Here is a 14849-nt window from a genome sequence, read left to right on the forward strand (position 1 = left end):
TCAAGGCGAATCATTATACATGTAAAAAATAATTACTTTAACTTATAAAAGGTGGGAAAGTCATAATGAATGTTGATATTTCCGTAGATCGGACGTGGCAAAACAATTTTTTAAATAGAATTGAAGAAGATGGGCCTTGGACAAACTGGGATTTATACCATTTAGCTTATGAAACAGAAAAATCGTTACTTGTTCCTACTTTCGATGGACTACAAGCACCGAAGCACTTATCCCATTTCACACCGCTTCCTCATCAATTAGAAGTCGCTCAAAATGTTATTGAACAAATGAACGGTAAAGCGATACTAGCCGACGAAGTAGGGCTTGGAAAAACAATTGAGGCTGGACTTATTTTAAAAGAATATATGGTGCGTGGGCTTGTGAAAAAGGTACTCATACTCGTCCCAGCCTCTCTCGTGTCACAATGGGCATACGAACTAAATACAAAGTTTTTCATTCCAGCTGTAGCTCAAAAGAAAAGCTACTCGTGGGAGCAAGCTGACGTGATCGTATCATCAATTGATACTGCAAAACGTTCACCACATCGCGATATCGTTTTGAACTTAGAATATGATCTTATTATTATCGATGAAGCACATAAACTAAAAAATAATAAAACAAAAAACTATGAATTTGCACAGCGATTAAAAAAGAAGTTTTGTTTATTACTAACAGCTACTCCTGTTCAAAACAAGATTGATGAAATTTTCAACCTTGTTTCTTTATTAAAACCAGGACATTTAGGCAATCAATCCAACTTTGAAGAATACTACGCTTCAAAAAATCGTTCAGCCGAATCAGATGAAGACTTAAAAGCTCTCATTAACAAAGTAATGGTCCGAAATAGACGTCATAATACCGGAATTGATTGGCCGAAGAGGCATGTACGTACAATTTTTGTGGAGTTTAATAAAGAAGAGCAAGCTTTATATAATGCAATTGAACATTGGGGAGGACGAGATGCCTTCACATCTGCTTTCTCATCCTTAACATTAAAACGCGAGGCATGCAGTAGCCGTGAAGCTGTGTACTATTCATTAAAAAAGCATGTAGAAAAACGTCAGAAAGAAAATGAACAGTATATAAAAGATCCACATATTGATGTGCTAATGGACAATATTAATCATATTCCATTCAACTCAAAAGCAAATAAAGCTCTTGAGCTTATAAAAGAAATTGACGATAAAGTCGTCATCTTCACGGAATATCGAGCGTCACAAATGTACTTACAATGGTTTTTACAGCAGCACGGCATTTCTTCCGTTCCGTTCCGCGGTGGATTTAAACGCGGGAAAAAAGATTGGATGAAGGAACTTTTCCAAAAACACGCGCAAGTATTAATTGCAACGGAAGCTGGCGGAGAAGGAATTAACTTACAGTTTTGTAGCCATATGATTAATTATGATTTGCCATGGAACCCAATGCGTCTTGAACAAAGAATTGGACGTATTCACCGTCTTGGTCAAAAAAATGATGTTCATATTTATAACTTAGCTACAAAGCATACTGTTGAAGAACACATTTTGAAACTGTTATATGAAAAAATAAATTTATTTGAGCGTGTTATCGGTGAACTCGATGAAATTTTAACAAGAATTAATATGAAAAACATCGATGCGCATATTCAAGAAATTTTTGCTCAATCAAAAAGCGAAGGAGAAATTCGAATTAAGATGGAAAACTTAACATCTATTATCGACTTTGCGAAGCGAAATGAAGCTGAGGTGCAAGGCTATGCAGCAACATGAAATCCATAATTACTTAAACAATTTCTTTGAGGCGAATAACTGCGAAATTTTAGGACGTTCCCCTCACCTATTAGATGTGCAGTTAACAATTGAGATGGATAAATTATTAATGAACCGCCCTTTCTATTGGCACTATCTTGAAAAAACAGGAGGCGTACCGAATCCGATGCGCCTTACTCTTATTACAAATCCAGAAAATGAAGAAAACGATGGCGAACTTATTCACTACGGTTCACCACGACTACATCAAATTTTCCAGACAACGAAAGAATTAGGCTCTTACATACGTTTATATGAGGAAGTAAAGCATAACGGGGCAACGCATACACCGCTCCATCCTTGGCTCGGTGTAAATATAAAAGTGTCTTATCAATGTGATCGAAAAAAAGACATCCTTCATTCCATTGGTATTCATCTCATCTCTGGAACAATGATGGCAAATTTTCATGAAACATTAACTAGCATTAAACTTACACCGAAAATACCTGACTTTTGTTTTACGCTCTCTCCTATCATTAAGCCTCAAAGCGGCTTACAACGTATAGAGGACGCTTTAAAAAATATAATTGCAGAAGATGATCATGCGTGGGCGAAAGAAGCGAGGGTACGTTGGAATCATGATTTAGATCTTTTAAATCGTTTTTATGAAGATAGTGATGAACTTCCTGAAAGCTATGAAATTGAAAAACAAGCCTTGCAAGAACAATATGAACCACGTATTACAGTGCAAATTATTAACGGTGGCCTCTTTTATGTTACCGCTAATCATTTTCTATCTTAAAAAAGCTCCTTCCGTTTTTAGAAGGAGCTTTCTTTTTAGTTATTTTCTATCCTACTCGCTATCGTCACTACGCTCTTGCTGTTTTTTCTGTGCCATACGTTTCTGCTGTGCACGATCCTTTGCGCTCACATGATTTGCATCAGTTGGAAGGTTTTCTTTCGAACGTCCAATTCCATTGCTCATCTTTCCCACTCCTTTTTACGTTTTTCAAAACACATGTTTATTTTCAGCTAGAGTTACAATCCTTATACAAAAAAATAAGAGCAGCCATTGGCTACTCTTACTCACTCACATATTTTTGAAACATATCATGGATGCCTTTATTTACGAGGTTCGAGATCTGTTCGTCAGATTTATTCGGATAACGATCGCGCAATCTGATAGATGCCTTCACCATTAAATTTTCTAATACAGAACGGCCACCTTCTCCATAAATAATTTCAGCATACTTAACAAGCCTTCCATCCTCTACTGTTGCTGGATTATGATTGAAGAAAAATTTACTCATTATTTCCACCTCTCTCTTTGATAACGTTTACATTTATATATTTTATTTATGTTATTTATTTCACAATATTGTATGCACGTATATTTAATTAGTTTCATTATAAAGCAACATATCGATAGTACATATGTGATTTTCCGTCTATTTTGTGAACAAACCAAAAATGAAAGCGTTTCCTTTATTATATACTAAAAAAACTTACTACGCTAGGGGCAATTTTTTCAATCTACTAATCCCTCAAAAATTGATATATTTTTTCTTTTCCAATCAAACCTTATACAATTTTCAGAAATTATATTATAAAATATATGTATGACTTAAGGAGGATTTGTATGAATCAAAATAAAAAAGCTATATTAGATCTTGTCTTTTATCTCGTAATCCCATTCCTCATTTGGAAATTTGCAAAACCTTATATTGATCCTTATTACGCGATGTTAATTTCCTCTGTTCCGGGGATTATTTATACACTGTATACCTTTAAAAAAGAAAAGCAGTTTAACGTGACAGGATTCTTTATTTTAATTACACTCATTTCTAATACGACGGTAGATTTATTATCTGGATCAGCTGAACGAATGTTGTGGAACGATGCGTATTATCACATCGTACTCGGTATTATCGTCATATGTACAATTTTTATAAAAAAACCACTTATGTTATATTTCGCAGCAGATATTGCAGCACTACAAGGGCATGACCGTGATAAAAGTCGTGAACTGTATCGTGATGGTCGTATATATCCAGCACTACAATATTTAACGCTATTTTTTGGGCTTCAATTTATATTAAAAAGCTTTTTAAAAATTTATTTCATCTCCGTTTTCGGTGTAGATGGCTACGGTGAAATGAGAGCGATTATGACTGCTGTCGGCTGGGGCATTTCAATTTGTATCGGAATAGGGTTCGTATGGGTGAACAATAAAATACATGCGGTTACTGAGGAAAAAGAATCCGTACAGTAAATGAAAATCCCCTAGTATATAACGCTACTAGGGGATTTTCATTTTGCTAGACATATGACTAAAAGTTAACTTGATTTTTTCCTTTTATTTTTTACGTTTCGATAAAATAAAGCTGCACTAAGCGGCATAACACCAAACCATTTATTTAAAAATGGCTCTTTTTCAGAGCGGCGTTGTTCTTTCTTTTGTTTACGATCTTCTTTTGGTGCATCCATATATGACACAAACTGCTGCGTCACAAAGCGAACATAATCATTAGTAGACATATTATCATCACCTCTACTTGATTAGTATGTCCACTTTTTTATTCATTAATCTTTTCCTTTAATTCATTCATAATTTGCTTTACTGACTTATTTGTCGTGTCGATATGAATATGTGCCTCTTCATAATACGCTCGGCGCGATTCGAATTTCGTTACAAATGCCTCTATATCTTTCTTCTGAAATAGTGGACGTGTCGTATCTTCACGAAGCCTTTCTGCAATTACATGCGGATCACAATATAAATACACGACAGTCCCGTTCTCTTTCATCCACTTTCGATTTTCCACTCGCTCAATAATCCCTCCACCAGTTGTAATGATTGCATTATGAACTGGTAGTGAACGTAACATCTCACTTTCATATTCTCGAAAAGTTATTTCGCCTTCTTCTGCAAAAATATTTCGAATTGCCTTCTCTTGCTTCTCTTCGATTTTTTGATCTGTATCTACAACATCCATTTGAAGTTCTTTACTTAACGCTTTTCCAATTGTTGTTTTCCCAGCTCCCATATAGCCGGTTATGTATATAGATTTCATTTTCTGTCCTCTCAATCGTCATGTATTAATTGTTATTATAACGAAAGATGCTACTTTGTTTAATAAAAAAACGTTTTGTTCTTCTTATAATAAGAAGAACAAAACGTAACATACTCGCTTTTACCTATAAGCACCTCTTCTCACCCACTGCGTTGCAATCCATTTCTCGCCTTTCGTTACAGGTGCCCCTCCGTGCAACGTAAGCTCATTTAGTGATTGATCTTGATAAAAATACTCAAAGTATACTGCCATTCCCTTTCTAGGGTGTACAGAAAGATTTAATTTCGGGAAGAACGTTTCTCCGCCTTCTTCTACATCATTTAAGTACATTACAAGCGTGCTAATACGATTATTAGCAGCTGATCTACTATGTTCCGCAAAATAATCATAGTGCGCTTTATATTGTTGATCCACTTCATAATTTAAAATGTGCAATCCTTCTCCATGCGTCACCGGAACATTCATGATAGATGAAATACGTTTTTCAATCTTCGAAGTAAGTTCATTCTCTTCCAAAAATGCGCCGCTACTTGTTCGGATATCATTTACATCACGTGATGAACCAATTGTAGAACGTTTTATTTTATTTTTAGACATTTCAATTAATTCATCGCATTCTTCGTCACTTATTACATTTCCTAATACGACAATAAGAGGTTCTTCGAATTTCGAAATAATTTGTATTTCCCTATCTTCTGTCATAATCGTATTTCCTTTATGATCAAAAATAGTTTGTTCTTTATTTTCACCTATTTGATTGTTATTTGTCATTTCCCTATTCTCCCTAAAAAAAAATGATTGGATAGCATGAATATATCATATTCTTTCTACCTTTCTCTTTTTTGAGAAAATTTAAACTTTTGATCGTTATATTTATCCATTCCCCAAAAGAAATTGAAGCTCTTCACAATGGAAATTCATGGTTTTACTCCGCATACTTTACCTATCATCCTTCTATCCAATCAAATATTTTCTCATCATTTTTTCTATACCGAAAGCTCACCGTATAGAAAATTCTTTGTTTTGTCTCGCACTGCAAAGAAACGAGAATCATATCATTTTCAAATTCGTACTTTCCACTCACTTTTCCCTTTGTATACGGAAAGAAAAAGGTACCATCTCTTTCTGTTTTCTGTAAGTCTACTTTTATATCTGCAATAGCTCGATTAATCAACTCTTCCACTAAAAATTTTTGCTCTATTTCAGTATAAAATTTTTTATCAGAAAGCAACATATTCGTTTCGTATACAAAAAAAGAGGTTAATAAAATTAAAAAAATGATTGTTGCTGGCATTGTAAATCCATCTTGTTTTCTCATTCCTTTATTTCCATTTCGCTATATCTTACAACTACACCTTCATGTATTTTCCCACTAGTATCTTTCATATTTATAAAGAGCACATGAGGTGTTAGTTTGTACGAAACATTACCAACCTTTTGTAATATAACTTCCCTTCCACGCATATTCACTTTTCTTATAAGATGATTATTCACTTTTTCATATACCACTTCATCCCCATTACGCAAACGGAAGCGTAAAATACTACCTTTATTTTCAAGGGCCATTATATGTTCCCCAAACGATACCTCACGAAACTCCAGTTGTACTTGGCCTAAAAACACATCCCACTCCCACTCATTTAATCCTTTTGAGTGTTTATTCTCCATTCCGATAAAATGAAGACTCGGTAAAAGTAAAAAGAACAGTGATACTAGAAACAAACATACGATCATTTCTATTAATGTAAATCCAACTTCTAATTTATTTTTCCTCCCACATAAAAACATTGTTCCATCATTCTTCCCTTCACATCTTTCCACATAGTACACACTTCACTTCCTCCCCAATATGTGTAATATACAAGTTCGTTTATAATTTTTTCTTTTACTCGCATTTCCTCATTCTCATACATATATAAAGTTGCTTCTTTTTTTAATAATACGAATGCCTTATAGCGGAGTTGTATATTTTTTCTTTCTTGCATGACCAATACTGTTTGCGGCAGTAGTACCGATACCGCCATCATTAGTATGCTTAACGATACAAGCATTTCAGCCATTACGGATCCTTTTTGATATTTCACGATACGTAAATCTCCCTCTTCCGAGCTGAAATACAATCTCATATTTATAACTTCGATACGAAAGTAAAATCGTACCACCTCTATTAATATTTCCGCTCGGATTATAAGTCATCGGATTTGGAAATGTATGCAAATCAATTTGTATATCGTTATCATAGTCTCTCGACACAATAAAATGATTCGTACCTGACTCCTCAATGTAATACGTGTTTTTCTCTTTATACCACCGTAGCGTATAGTATTTCTGACGATTTATCGCTAATTGTTGCATATACAAAATATCATTTGAAAATTGGCTCAAAAATTGTTCAACTTTTTGTTTTTCATATAATGAATGAACATTAAAATACGTAATCATACTTAAGACAGAAATTACAAATAAAACGAGCAACATTTCTAAAAGAGTAAATCCTTTTTGTTTCACAATGTCCCGATTGATACTGTGCCATCATCTGAAATATGAATAGATTCACCATTCGGACACTTATGAGTTGTAATATATTTTTCGTCACTTAGCTCTTTTAACGAAGGAATTTTATTATGCTGTAATTGATATACCTGTATTTGCGCTTCTATAGATTTCACATAGGCTGCGCATCCTTTTCCTTGAACTGATGAGCGCTGCTTCACTACATTCGGAATAATTAATAGTAATAATACAGTTATAACAACCATAACTAATAACATCTCTAACAGAGTAAATCCTTCCTCATTCTGCATGTAAATGCCTCCTAAATGGAATTCATCATTTGAAACATCGGCATAATCATCGCTAAATACATAAGAACAACTATTCCTCCAATGCATGTAAATAAAATCGGTTGAATGATAACTAACATACGTTTCATTTTTTGTTCCATCTTTTCTATAACAAGATCGCTATAGTCCTCTAATTCAACTGCCAAATTACCGTTTGCTTGTCCATGCGTAATAATATAAGAAAGTTCTTTTTCGTAATAACCACTTTTAGCAATGATAGATTGTAACGATTCTCCTGCAATTAATTGCCGTTCAATTCGGGCCGCTTCATACTGAAAAAACCGATTATATTTTTGCTCCATCATTATTGTGAGTGCTTCGAGCACCGATAGTCCGCCGTACAATAAACCACTCAATTGAGTGGAGAAATAATGCGAATGCTTTAAAATAAGAAATACTTTTATGAGAGGAATACGAAGCATGATTTTTACCTGTTCAATATGTGGGAGTTTCCGAAAATAAAACAAATATACGCTACATCCAATAATAAAGATAAGAATACCGCTAAAAATAATGTAAGGTATTCGTTTAATTACACTTAAAATTTGTTCTGTAAATAACGGCGTTGTAGAACCAAATGAACTATACACCATTTCAACTTGCGGTAATAAGAAGAGATTGAAAACAGCAAGCATAATCATTAAAAAGAATGCTAATAACATAGGATACTGCATTATTTTCATCATATCTTTCCTATACTTATCCTTCTTATAAAGAAGTGCGCTCCCTTGTTGCAATGCAAAAGAAATATCACCATGTTTCTCAGCATAAAATAAATAACTTAACATCTCCTGATGAAACATTAATTGATGAAACGAATCGTGTAGACTTCTCCCCTCTTTTAATCCCTCAATCATATGCTGTAATTGTACTTTCTTTTCTAAGGGTAATTGAAACCGTAAAAATTCTAGTGCCTGCAAAAGGGAGTATCCTTTTTCTAATAGTTCTCCTAATCGTTTCAACAATACTAATTGCTCACTTAAACTCCATGTTTTCTTAAACATAAACATCTTCTTCTAAAAATCCTAAAGCATACCCTTTTCGTATCGAAGATTCTAATGTTTCATGTTTGTACGTAACACATTCTCCGTTCGCTTCTTTAATCGCTTGTTGCAAATCATATCCATCTAACAACTCGTAAACGCTTGCTTGCCTTACTTGCCGCATTGATTTACATAAAATTGAGCACTTTCCTCTGCAAAATGGACACTTTAATTCAACAAGTCGCTGTGCAGCTACAGCCAATAAAGATTGTTCAATTTCTTGCCTCGTTATGCCATAATCCATGAATCTGAGTATCGCTCCTTTCGCATCATTCGTATGCAGGGTCGTCATTACTAAATGTCCAGTTAAACTTGCTCTTACAGCTATTTTTGCTGTTTCTTCATCTCGGATTTCGCCAACTAATATAATATCTGGATCATGGCGTAAAATAGCCTTTAGTCCAGCCTCATATGTGATACCTGCTTTTTCATTTATTTGAATTTGTAATAAATCGTCTTTTCTTTTTTCAACTGGGTCTTCAAGTGTTACAATTCGACGTGTTTTCCTTTTTCTAATTACCTCTAATAATGCATACATTGTCGTTGTCTTCCCAGAACCAGTTTTGTAGTTTTTTAGGGACTATTTTTAACAAATAAAAAGGCGACTCATTTCTGAGCCACCTTAGATAAATAATCTGCTAAATTCTTAATTGCTTCTGCAGAAGGTTCGTTTTCAATAATAACTTCAATTTCAGGCATTTCCTTCATTTTGATTTTCCCCCAACATTTTTAATACTGTTATATTGAAAAGTTTGGAGATGTAAAGCTGGCGAAAATAAGTTCTAAAATTAAAATTATTCATAATTATAAAAAATGAATATTAATATTCAATTTAACCTCGAGAAATTGCGAGGTTATAACGGATTTTCCTGTTATGATTCATATTTGCAATCTCCGAATTTTCGGAGGTTAACGTCACAATTTTGTGAGGTTAGATTGGTAACGTAATTTTTCATTGCATAAAAAATGCGATTTTTTTATCAAAAACGTGCAATTTTCTATAGATTTTTGCATAAAAAACGCATAAAAATGACGTAAAAATCGCATGTTTTTTATCCAAGTTAGGGATAGGAATCCATCAGTGGTGCGGTTCTACGCAGTTTTCCACGTCTAAAAAACTTCATTTTCTCGATTTTTTTGATTTGGGGGCTGGATTTTTTAGTTTCTCTGCACCCTTCTGTCCTTTCGTTCCCCTAGGATTTTTTCTTTTTTGACAGGGGGCTGGATTTTCATTTCTTGCCATTCTTGCATTTCCTGTATTTTCTATAATTTCTACAATAATGTCTTTTACTCTAAATCATATCATCTGCCCAATTACTAAGTAATTTTCGCATTCGCTCAGATGGAATGTAACAATTCATTGGTTGACCTTTGCGGATACAGCCACGAAATATAAATTGGATCAAGTCACTTACCGCCAATAGATCTTCGTCTACATTAACACTCCTTGTTGTGAAGAATTGCTTGTCATTTGGATTCATGAAGCGATTATACATGTATACCATTGATTCACATTCAGCATAATCATTGGTTGCCCGTGCATTAAATGATACGAAATTATCTTTCAAGCGGTCATCTTTCTTATTGTATTTACATTTCGGATTCTTTAATATTGGAGCGTATTTCTTTTTAGTCGTCCAAAAGATTTTGTTATTATCAGTAGGACAAATGTTACGTAAATAATTGTTGGCATTATTTTTTAGTTGCTTCAAATCTTCTTCTGGAGCATTATCAAACCAAGTAGACGATAATTGGTAATGTTTTTGTTTACTCGTCAACTTTTCTCTAGAATCATAATTGCTGTTCATTTTACTAACAGATTTCCCAATTTGATAATCCTTGTATATATTTAATAAACCGTATAACGCTTTTCTTGGTTCAATGGCTGGGTTATATTCTGTCAGTTCATATCGGTCACCATTCTTTTGCACACCGTTTTTTGTATATTGTACATTGTGCATATCATAATAATATTTTTGTATTTGTCCATCGAACAGATACGTTAAAATATAAACTTCATCGAAAGCTTCAAATGCTTTTATATTCATTGTCCAATAGAATGCTTTTTCTTTCAGAATGAACAAGTTTTCATTTTCCGCAATGATTTTAATATCACGAAATCTATCATCTTTATCTTGTCCATATTCATCATCTAACCAAGTGACTTTCCCTAACTCATCTACTTCAATGACATCCCATTTCAGTAAGTATTCAATGTCTTTATGACTGATATTGATTGCCTCAAGGACATTCGCTACTTCATCCATAATTAATGTATATCCTTCTTGCTCAATTTCTTCTAAAGTTTCTACATCTAATCGTTTGAACAATTCATGTGTAGTAACAATGGATTTCCCCAGTTCCACAAGCATTTTGAAATGCTCAATTTTAGATCCTTTTCCTTTTGTTGCATTCGGTTGAAAGAAATCCGCTTTAGTCGAATTACTAACACGTTCAACTTCATTAAGAAATGGCGTTACATAAATATATTTTTTATCCGACGTTTCACCGAATCCATTTACTTTTTCAGAGTCGTTTATCATTTGAATTGCCCATGAGGTTTTACCCGCACCACAGATGGCATCTATTACTTTTATCTTTGTTACATCATTATTCATTACATCTGATTCCTCCTGTTTCCTAGTAATACTATTCTATTTAAAGGTGCCACTTTGTAAGGAGAAAACAGATAAAAAAGTATTATAAATTAACGTTTGCACAAAATCCATAGCAAAAGTGTGAGAACGTTAATTAGAAAACCATTAGTACCAACGTTAGGACAAGTTTTGCTTATAAGTAGATATAGTATATTTGTGAGAACGTTGATCCAAAAGAACAAGTCACGAACAAGCGAAGCGCAGTGAGTGGACGATACAGCTTGCCTGTATCGTCGAACAGAACAGTGCCACAGGCAACCTGCCAGGAGGCCACATACTATTAAAATAGCAATTTTATACAGAAATGAATGTGCATCCCAGCGTTATTTCTGCTTGAGAGCAATTTTGGCTAGAGATAGAATATACGAAACCACACATCGGACACATATAACTTACTTTATAAACAAATGTAAATAGCTCAAAGTCCGCTTGGCTCTAAGGCTCAACACTTTATACTTGGCTGCCAATTTTTTTGGTGTTATGATGATAAAATTAGAGAAAGTAGGTGATTAATATGCAGAATCAACATCTAAGAAATATTGTCGAAACACTTAAAGAGAACTTAGATATGGCGACACAAGAAGGAAATTTTTTCTTTTGGCGTTACATGGAGCAAATATGTGATGAGGAGAATGAAGAGTTATATATACTGCGAGATCTATCGTTATTAGCAATGGTGCTGAAAGAAAAAGATGCTGTACCATTAACAGATTATTTCGGTTTATTCAATTATCAAGCCACATGCGAATTGAAACGACTACTGATTTAATTGAGAAAGAGAAAAAAATTGAATATTAATATTCAATTTTGACTATGGATGGCAGTCGCTCGACAGTGCAACTCATACGCCTGTTATTTTCTGAATATTCAGTAATTATTTTTTCACAGAATTATGCTCAATGCTTCACAAATATATTTTAGGAGGAAATTATGACAAATTTTGATGAAATATCAATAATTGTTAAACGAAAATTCATTAAGGAAGAAGTGTTAACTACGCCCGAGGCAATAGAATTCCTTGGTGTATCCCGTGCTAGAATGAGTCACATGATTAAAAAAGGTAAAATCACACCTGTTAAAAAGTTAGGGTGTGTGTCCCTGTTCCTCAAAGACGATGTAATCGCTAAGCGAAAAGAACTTGAACTGCTGCGTGTCAAATACCGTCCATATGAGAATTGATGATGAATATTTTATATGCGTCATACCTGATGCAAGCTGTATTTGCATTAGACCTGCTCGGAATAATGTTCGGAGCATACCTGCTAGGGATACTGTCCCTAGCAGACCTGATGAATATAGGATATGCACCAGACCTGATACGAACAATTTTCGTATCGGCTCTCACCGGAATATTGTTCCGGTCTGCTACACTTGGTGTGTATGAGGTATAAACAGTAGTTATAGCACATCTTTAAATAACCAATTGCCAATAGGAGGTTTATAATATGGGAATTAAAATGATTTACAAAAAAACGCTCGCTATGGATTTAATAAAGGCGGGACACGATTTGGAATATACGACACGCAATAGGAAGAATAAAAAATACCAGTGTTACGCTTTTGAAGATTCTCCTGAATTGAGAAAGAGCATTGCACGGATAAATAATCAAAGTTACAAGGGATAAGCAATGAAACGGAATAGGAAAATATTAATATCGGAACGAACAAAGACGATCTTGTTATTTCTGTCAGTGATAATAATGATGATGTTATTTATTTATAATGTGTGGGACAATTTATTTAATAAAGATGCCGAAACGAAACGCATAGAAAGGGAACGGGAAGAAAGACGGATTCAACGTGAAGAATGGTTAAAGGATATGGAGTAGAAGGTTCGGAAAGCCATTCCGACCCTTTTATTATTTCAAAAGGGTCTAATTTTAAATTAAACCCTTTAACTAGCAGTTATTGTGTATATGTGTTTATGCCCCTGCTTCTTCTTTTTCTACCTTTTGTAACGTAAGGTGTTTCAAATTATCAATGTTTTCCAAGCTAATAACACATTCGTTTAAATCACCAAGATTTACTGTCAATGAATCGCCTTCTACAGGATGTGAAGTTATAATGCGATATTCCTTTTGTGGTTTAAAAAAGTTTTTTTTATAAAAGAATGCTTGTGTAATATCTTTTCGATAATCTTCTTCTTTTAAAGGCGATTCTACATGTTCATCAAAATACTTAACACGACCATGACAAGCATGAATATTTTTTTCTTTCAAAGCATTGTCTAACCTATCAAAAAATTCTTTTTCATCCGTTATCAATACTGGTATTCTACCAGGAAATTCTTTTATTAAATGTGCTATTATTTCATCTTTTATTTTTTTTGTATTTTCATCAACTTGTTCCATATCTTCTTCAACAATACCAGTAAAGCAAGTTAACTGAAATTGACGGGTTTCTACATATCTTTCCGTAAAAAATGCTCTTTTCACATTCATTTTGTGCATTTGCCCACCTTCAAGGCCAATACGAATTTCCTGTGTTGCTGGGTCAAAAGGTCTGAAAAAAGAACCTTCATGTTTATCGCCAATCCCTTTATTACCATGCTTTTTTTCTAAGTCGATAAAATAACCTGTATTACAAAAATATAAATCTCCATTTAAAAACATTTGAACATGCTCAGGTCTGAAAAATTTAATTAACATTACCGTACCCCCTTTTTCTTTCCGATTTATGCCATAGTTTCTATGCTATATCGGAACCCAATTTGGAATTTCCCTTTTTTTATTGTCCCAAGATTATATGCAATATCTCTAATATTCCCAACATCTAATAATTTGTCGTTATCTTGAGGCGTTTTGAGAATATAACGAAATTCTTTTTGAAATTCAAAAAATTTACGTTTGTAAAGGAGCGTTCTTACAGGATTTGATTCTGCTTCTTCTCGAGACAAAGGGTGACATTCAGTTTCGTCATCATAATATGCAACTCGTCCACGCATCCATCCTAGTTTTTCTTTTTTACAAGTTACATCCATTCTTTCAATAAATTCATCCATATTTGTAATAAGAATCAAATCCCTACCAGCAAATTGTTCTGATAGTTTTCTTTCGACTTCTGGTCTCAAAGTTAATATACTTTTTTCTTCATTTACAATAAAATCATTTTTTACAGAAAGCATTACAAAACAACATATAGGACAATGTTTTAATTCGCTACTTGTTTGGCGAAAAACACATCTATTATAGGTAAAAGGAATTTCTACTCCATCTTCGGTAATAAAAGATAACTTGTCCTTTTTCGGATCCAACACACGACTCCATACGCCTTCCCTTTTATCACCAATACCTTTATCAATTTGTTTTTCTTCTAAATCTATAAAATAACTATTCCTTGCAAAATAAAACTTTCCATCTAATATACCTTCTGTAAATTGACTTTCTACACATTTCAATAATACAAAAGCATCTCTATTTTCAGTCAAATAACATCTCTCCTATGTATGAATATTTAATTTATTCCATTATATCACATTTCCCAGAATGTACGTTTGGTATTTTCG

Annotated in this window: 22 protein-coding genes and 1 pseudogene; 8 read left to right on the forward strand and 15 right to left on the reverse strand. The window is 33.7% G+C overall.

Going from position 1 to position 14849, the window contains the following annotated elements; genetic code table 11:
• The first annotated feature begins 65 nt into the window (after window positions 1-65).
• Window positions 66-1748 carry a DEAD/DEAH box helicase gene (locus tag JDS95_RS05695; RefSeq protein ID WP_001100043.1) on the forward strand — a complete coding sequence of 561 codons (1683 nt, stop codon included), beginning with the start codon at window positions 66-68 and terminating at the stop codon, window positions 1746-1748.
• Window positions 1735-2529, forward strand: coding sequence for a YqhG family protein (locus JDS95_RS05700; RefSeq protein WP_001183955.1), 795 nt, complete (start codon window positions 1735-1737; stop codon window positions 2527-2529). Before JDS95_RS05695 ends, JDS95_RS05700 begins: the two co-directional genes overlap by 14 nt.
• A gap of 51 nt (window positions 2530-2580) precedes the next feature.
• On the opposite strand, the gene JDS95_RS31530 is transcribed toward JDS95_RS05700, so the two are convergent.
• Complete coding sequence (locus tag JDS95_RS31530; protein WP_000064664.1) at window positions 2581-2712, reverse strand: hypothetical protein; 132 nt, start codon at window positions 2710-2712, stop codon at window positions 2581-2583.
• A gap of 97 nt (window positions 2713-2809) precedes the next feature.
• Window positions 2810-3037: a hypothetical protein gene (locus tag JDS95_RS05705; protein ID WP_000032702.1), complete on the reverse strand. Its 228-nt coding sequence runs from the start codon at window positions 3035-3037 to the stop codon at window positions 2810-2812.
• A gap of 72 nt (window positions 3038-3109) precedes the next feature.
• Here JDS95_RS05705 and JDS95_RS05710 point away from each other — a divergent pair, with 72 nt between their 5' ends.
• Both JDS95_RS05710 and JDS95_RS05715 read left to right on the forward strand, forming a co-directional pair.
• Entirely contained in the window at window positions 3110-3226 is a 117-nt protein-coding gene (locus JDS95_RS05710) for a GTP pyrophosphokinase (RefSeq protein ID WP_080451822.1), read from the forward strand.
• A 140-nt stretch (window positions 3227-3366) separates the two neighbouring features.
• Window positions 3367-3999: a VC0807 family protein gene (locus tag JDS95_RS05715; RefSeq protein WP_001073099.1), complete on the forward strand. Its 633-nt coding sequence runs from the start codon at window positions 3367-3369 to the stop codon at window positions 3997-3999.
• Window positions 4000-4064: 65 nt separating this feature from the next.
• Here JDS95_RS05715 and JDS95_RS05720 read toward each other — a convergent pair whose 3' ends face one another.
• The 11 genes and pseudogenes from JDS95_RS05720 to JDS95_RS05770 form a co-directional block, all read right to left on the reverse strand.
• Entirely contained in the window at window positions 4065-4265 is a 201-nt protein-coding gene (locus tag JDS95_RS05720) for a YqzE family protein (RefSeq protein ID WP_000106086.1), read from the reverse strand.
• Between the two features lie 38 nt (window positions 4266-4303).
• A complete protein-coding gene (locus JDS95_RS05725; RefSeq protein ID WP_000836652.1) occupies window positions 4304-4801 on the reverse strand; it encodes a shikimate kinase in 498 nt (165 codons plus the stop codon).
• A 120-nt stretch (window positions 4802-4921) separates the two neighbouring features.
• Window positions 4922-5572, reverse strand: a complete 651-nt coding sequence (locus JDS95_RS05730; RefSeq protein WP_144467020.1) for a 2OG-Fe(II) oxygenase — start codon at window positions 5570-5572, stop codon at window positions 4922-4924.
• Between the two features lie 175 nt (window positions 5573-5747).
• Window positions 5748-6119, reverse strand: a complete 372-nt coding sequence (gene comGG, locus JDS95_RS05735) for a competence type IV pilus minor pilin ComGG (RefSeq protein WP_001231183.1) — start codon at window positions 6117-6119, stop codon at window positions 5748-5750.
• On the reverse strand, window positions 6116-6589 hold the full coding sequence (gene comGF / locus JDS95_RS05740; protein ID WP_000477949.1) for a competence type IV pilus minor pilin ComGF: 474 nt from the start codon (window positions 6587-6589) through the stop codon (window positions 6116-6118). Before comGF ends, comGG begins: the two co-directional genes overlap by 4 nt.
• On the reverse strand, window positions 6559-6861 hold the full coding sequence (locus JDS95_RS05745; protein WP_000829527.1) for a hypothetical protein: 303 nt from the start codon (window positions 6859-6861) through the stop codon (window positions 6559-6561). Before JDS95_RS05745 ends, comGF begins: the two co-directional genes overlap by 31 nt.
• A complete protein-coding gene (gene comGD, locus JDS95_RS05750) occupies window positions 6854-7309 on the reverse strand; it encodes a competence type IV pilus minor pilin ComGD (protein WP_000810403.1) in 456 nt (151 codons plus the stop codon). Before comGD ends, JDS95_RS05745 begins: the two co-directional genes overlap by 8 nt.
• Window positions 7306-7605 carry a competence type IV pilus major pilin ComGC gene (comGC, locus tag JDS95_RS05755; RefSeq protein ID WP_001178691.1) on the reverse strand — a complete coding sequence of 100 codons (300 nt, stop codon included), beginning with the start codon at window positions 7603-7605 and terminating at the stop codon, window positions 7306-7308. The genes comGD and comGC overlap by 4 nt, the downstream gene beginning before the upstream one ends.
• Before the next feature lie 11 nt (window positions 7606-7616).
• Window positions 7617-8654, reverse strand: coding sequence for a competence type IV pilus assembly protein ComGB (gene comGB, locus JDS95_RS05760; RefSeq protein ID WP_033660800.1), 1038 nt, complete (start codon window positions 8652-8654; stop codon window positions 7617-7619).
• A pseudogene (locus tag JDS95_RS05765) lies at window positions 8641-9249 on the reverse strand (ATPase, T2SS/T4P/T4SS family); the annotation flags it as partial. The gene comGB and the pseudogene JDS95_RS05765, both read right to left, overlap by 14 nt.
• A 730-nt stretch (window positions 9250-9979) precedes the next feature.
• Complete coding sequence (locus tag JDS95_RS05770; RefSeq protein ID WP_098854871.1) at window positions 9980-11305, reverse strand: hypothetical protein; 1326 nt, start codon at window positions 11303-11305, stop codon at window positions 9980-9982.
• Between the two features lie 553 nt (window positions 11306-11858).
• Between JDS95_RS05770 and JDS95_RS05775 the strand changes: the two genes are divergently transcribed.
• The 4 genes from JDS95_RS05775 to JDS95_RS05790 all read left to right on the forward strand — a co-directional run bounded on the left by JDS95_RS05775 (window position 11859) and on the right by JDS95_RS05790 (window position 13173).
• Window positions 11859-12113, forward strand: a complete 255-nt coding sequence (locus tag JDS95_RS05775) for a hypothetical protein (protein WP_098854870.1) — start codon at window positions 11859-11861, stop codon at window positions 12111-12113.
• Between the two features lie 161 nt (window positions 12114-12274).
• On the forward strand, window positions 12275-12523 hold the full coding sequence (locus JDS95_RS05780) for a helix-turn-helix transcriptional regulator (protein WP_098854869.1): 249 nt from the start codon (window positions 12275-12277) through the stop codon (window positions 12521-12523).
• 266 nt (window positions 12524-12789) lie between these two features.
• On the forward strand, window positions 12790-12969 hold the full coding sequence (locus tag JDS95_RS05785; RefSeq protein WP_098854867.1) for a hypothetical protein: 180 nt from the start codon (window positions 12790-12792) through the stop codon (window positions 12967-12969).
• A 3-nt stretch (window positions 12970-12972) separates the two neighbouring features.
• Window positions 12973-13173 carry a hypothetical protein gene (locus tag JDS95_RS05790; RefSeq protein ID WP_142951140.1) on the forward strand — a complete coding sequence of 67 codons (201 nt, stop codon included), beginning with the start codon at window positions 12973-12975 and terminating at the stop codon, window positions 13171-13173.
• A gap of 93 nt (window positions 13174-13266) precedes the next feature.
• On the opposite strand, the gene JDS95_RS05795 is transcribed toward JDS95_RS05790, so the two are convergent.
• Both JDS95_RS05795 and JDS95_RS05800 read right to left on the reverse strand, forming a co-directional pair.
• A complete protein-coding gene (locus JDS95_RS05795) occupies window positions 13267-13992 on the reverse strand; it encodes a hypothetical protein (RefSeq protein ID WP_098854866.1) in 726 nt (241 codons plus the stop codon).
• 26 nt (window positions 13993-14018) lie between these two features.
• Window positions 14019-14771 (reverse strand): hypothetical protein, encoded by a 753-nt coding sequence (locus JDS95_RS05800; protein WP_098854865.1) that lies wholly within the window; start codon window positions 14769-14771, stop codon window positions 14019-14021.
• Window positions 14772-14849 lie beyond the last annotated feature (78 nt).

The organism is Bacillus cereus group sp. N24 (genome assembly GCF_016483345.1).
GTDB classification, from domain to species: domain Bacteria; phylum Bacillota; class Bacilli; order Bacillales; family Bacillaceae_G; genus Bacillus_A; species Bacillus_A toyonensis.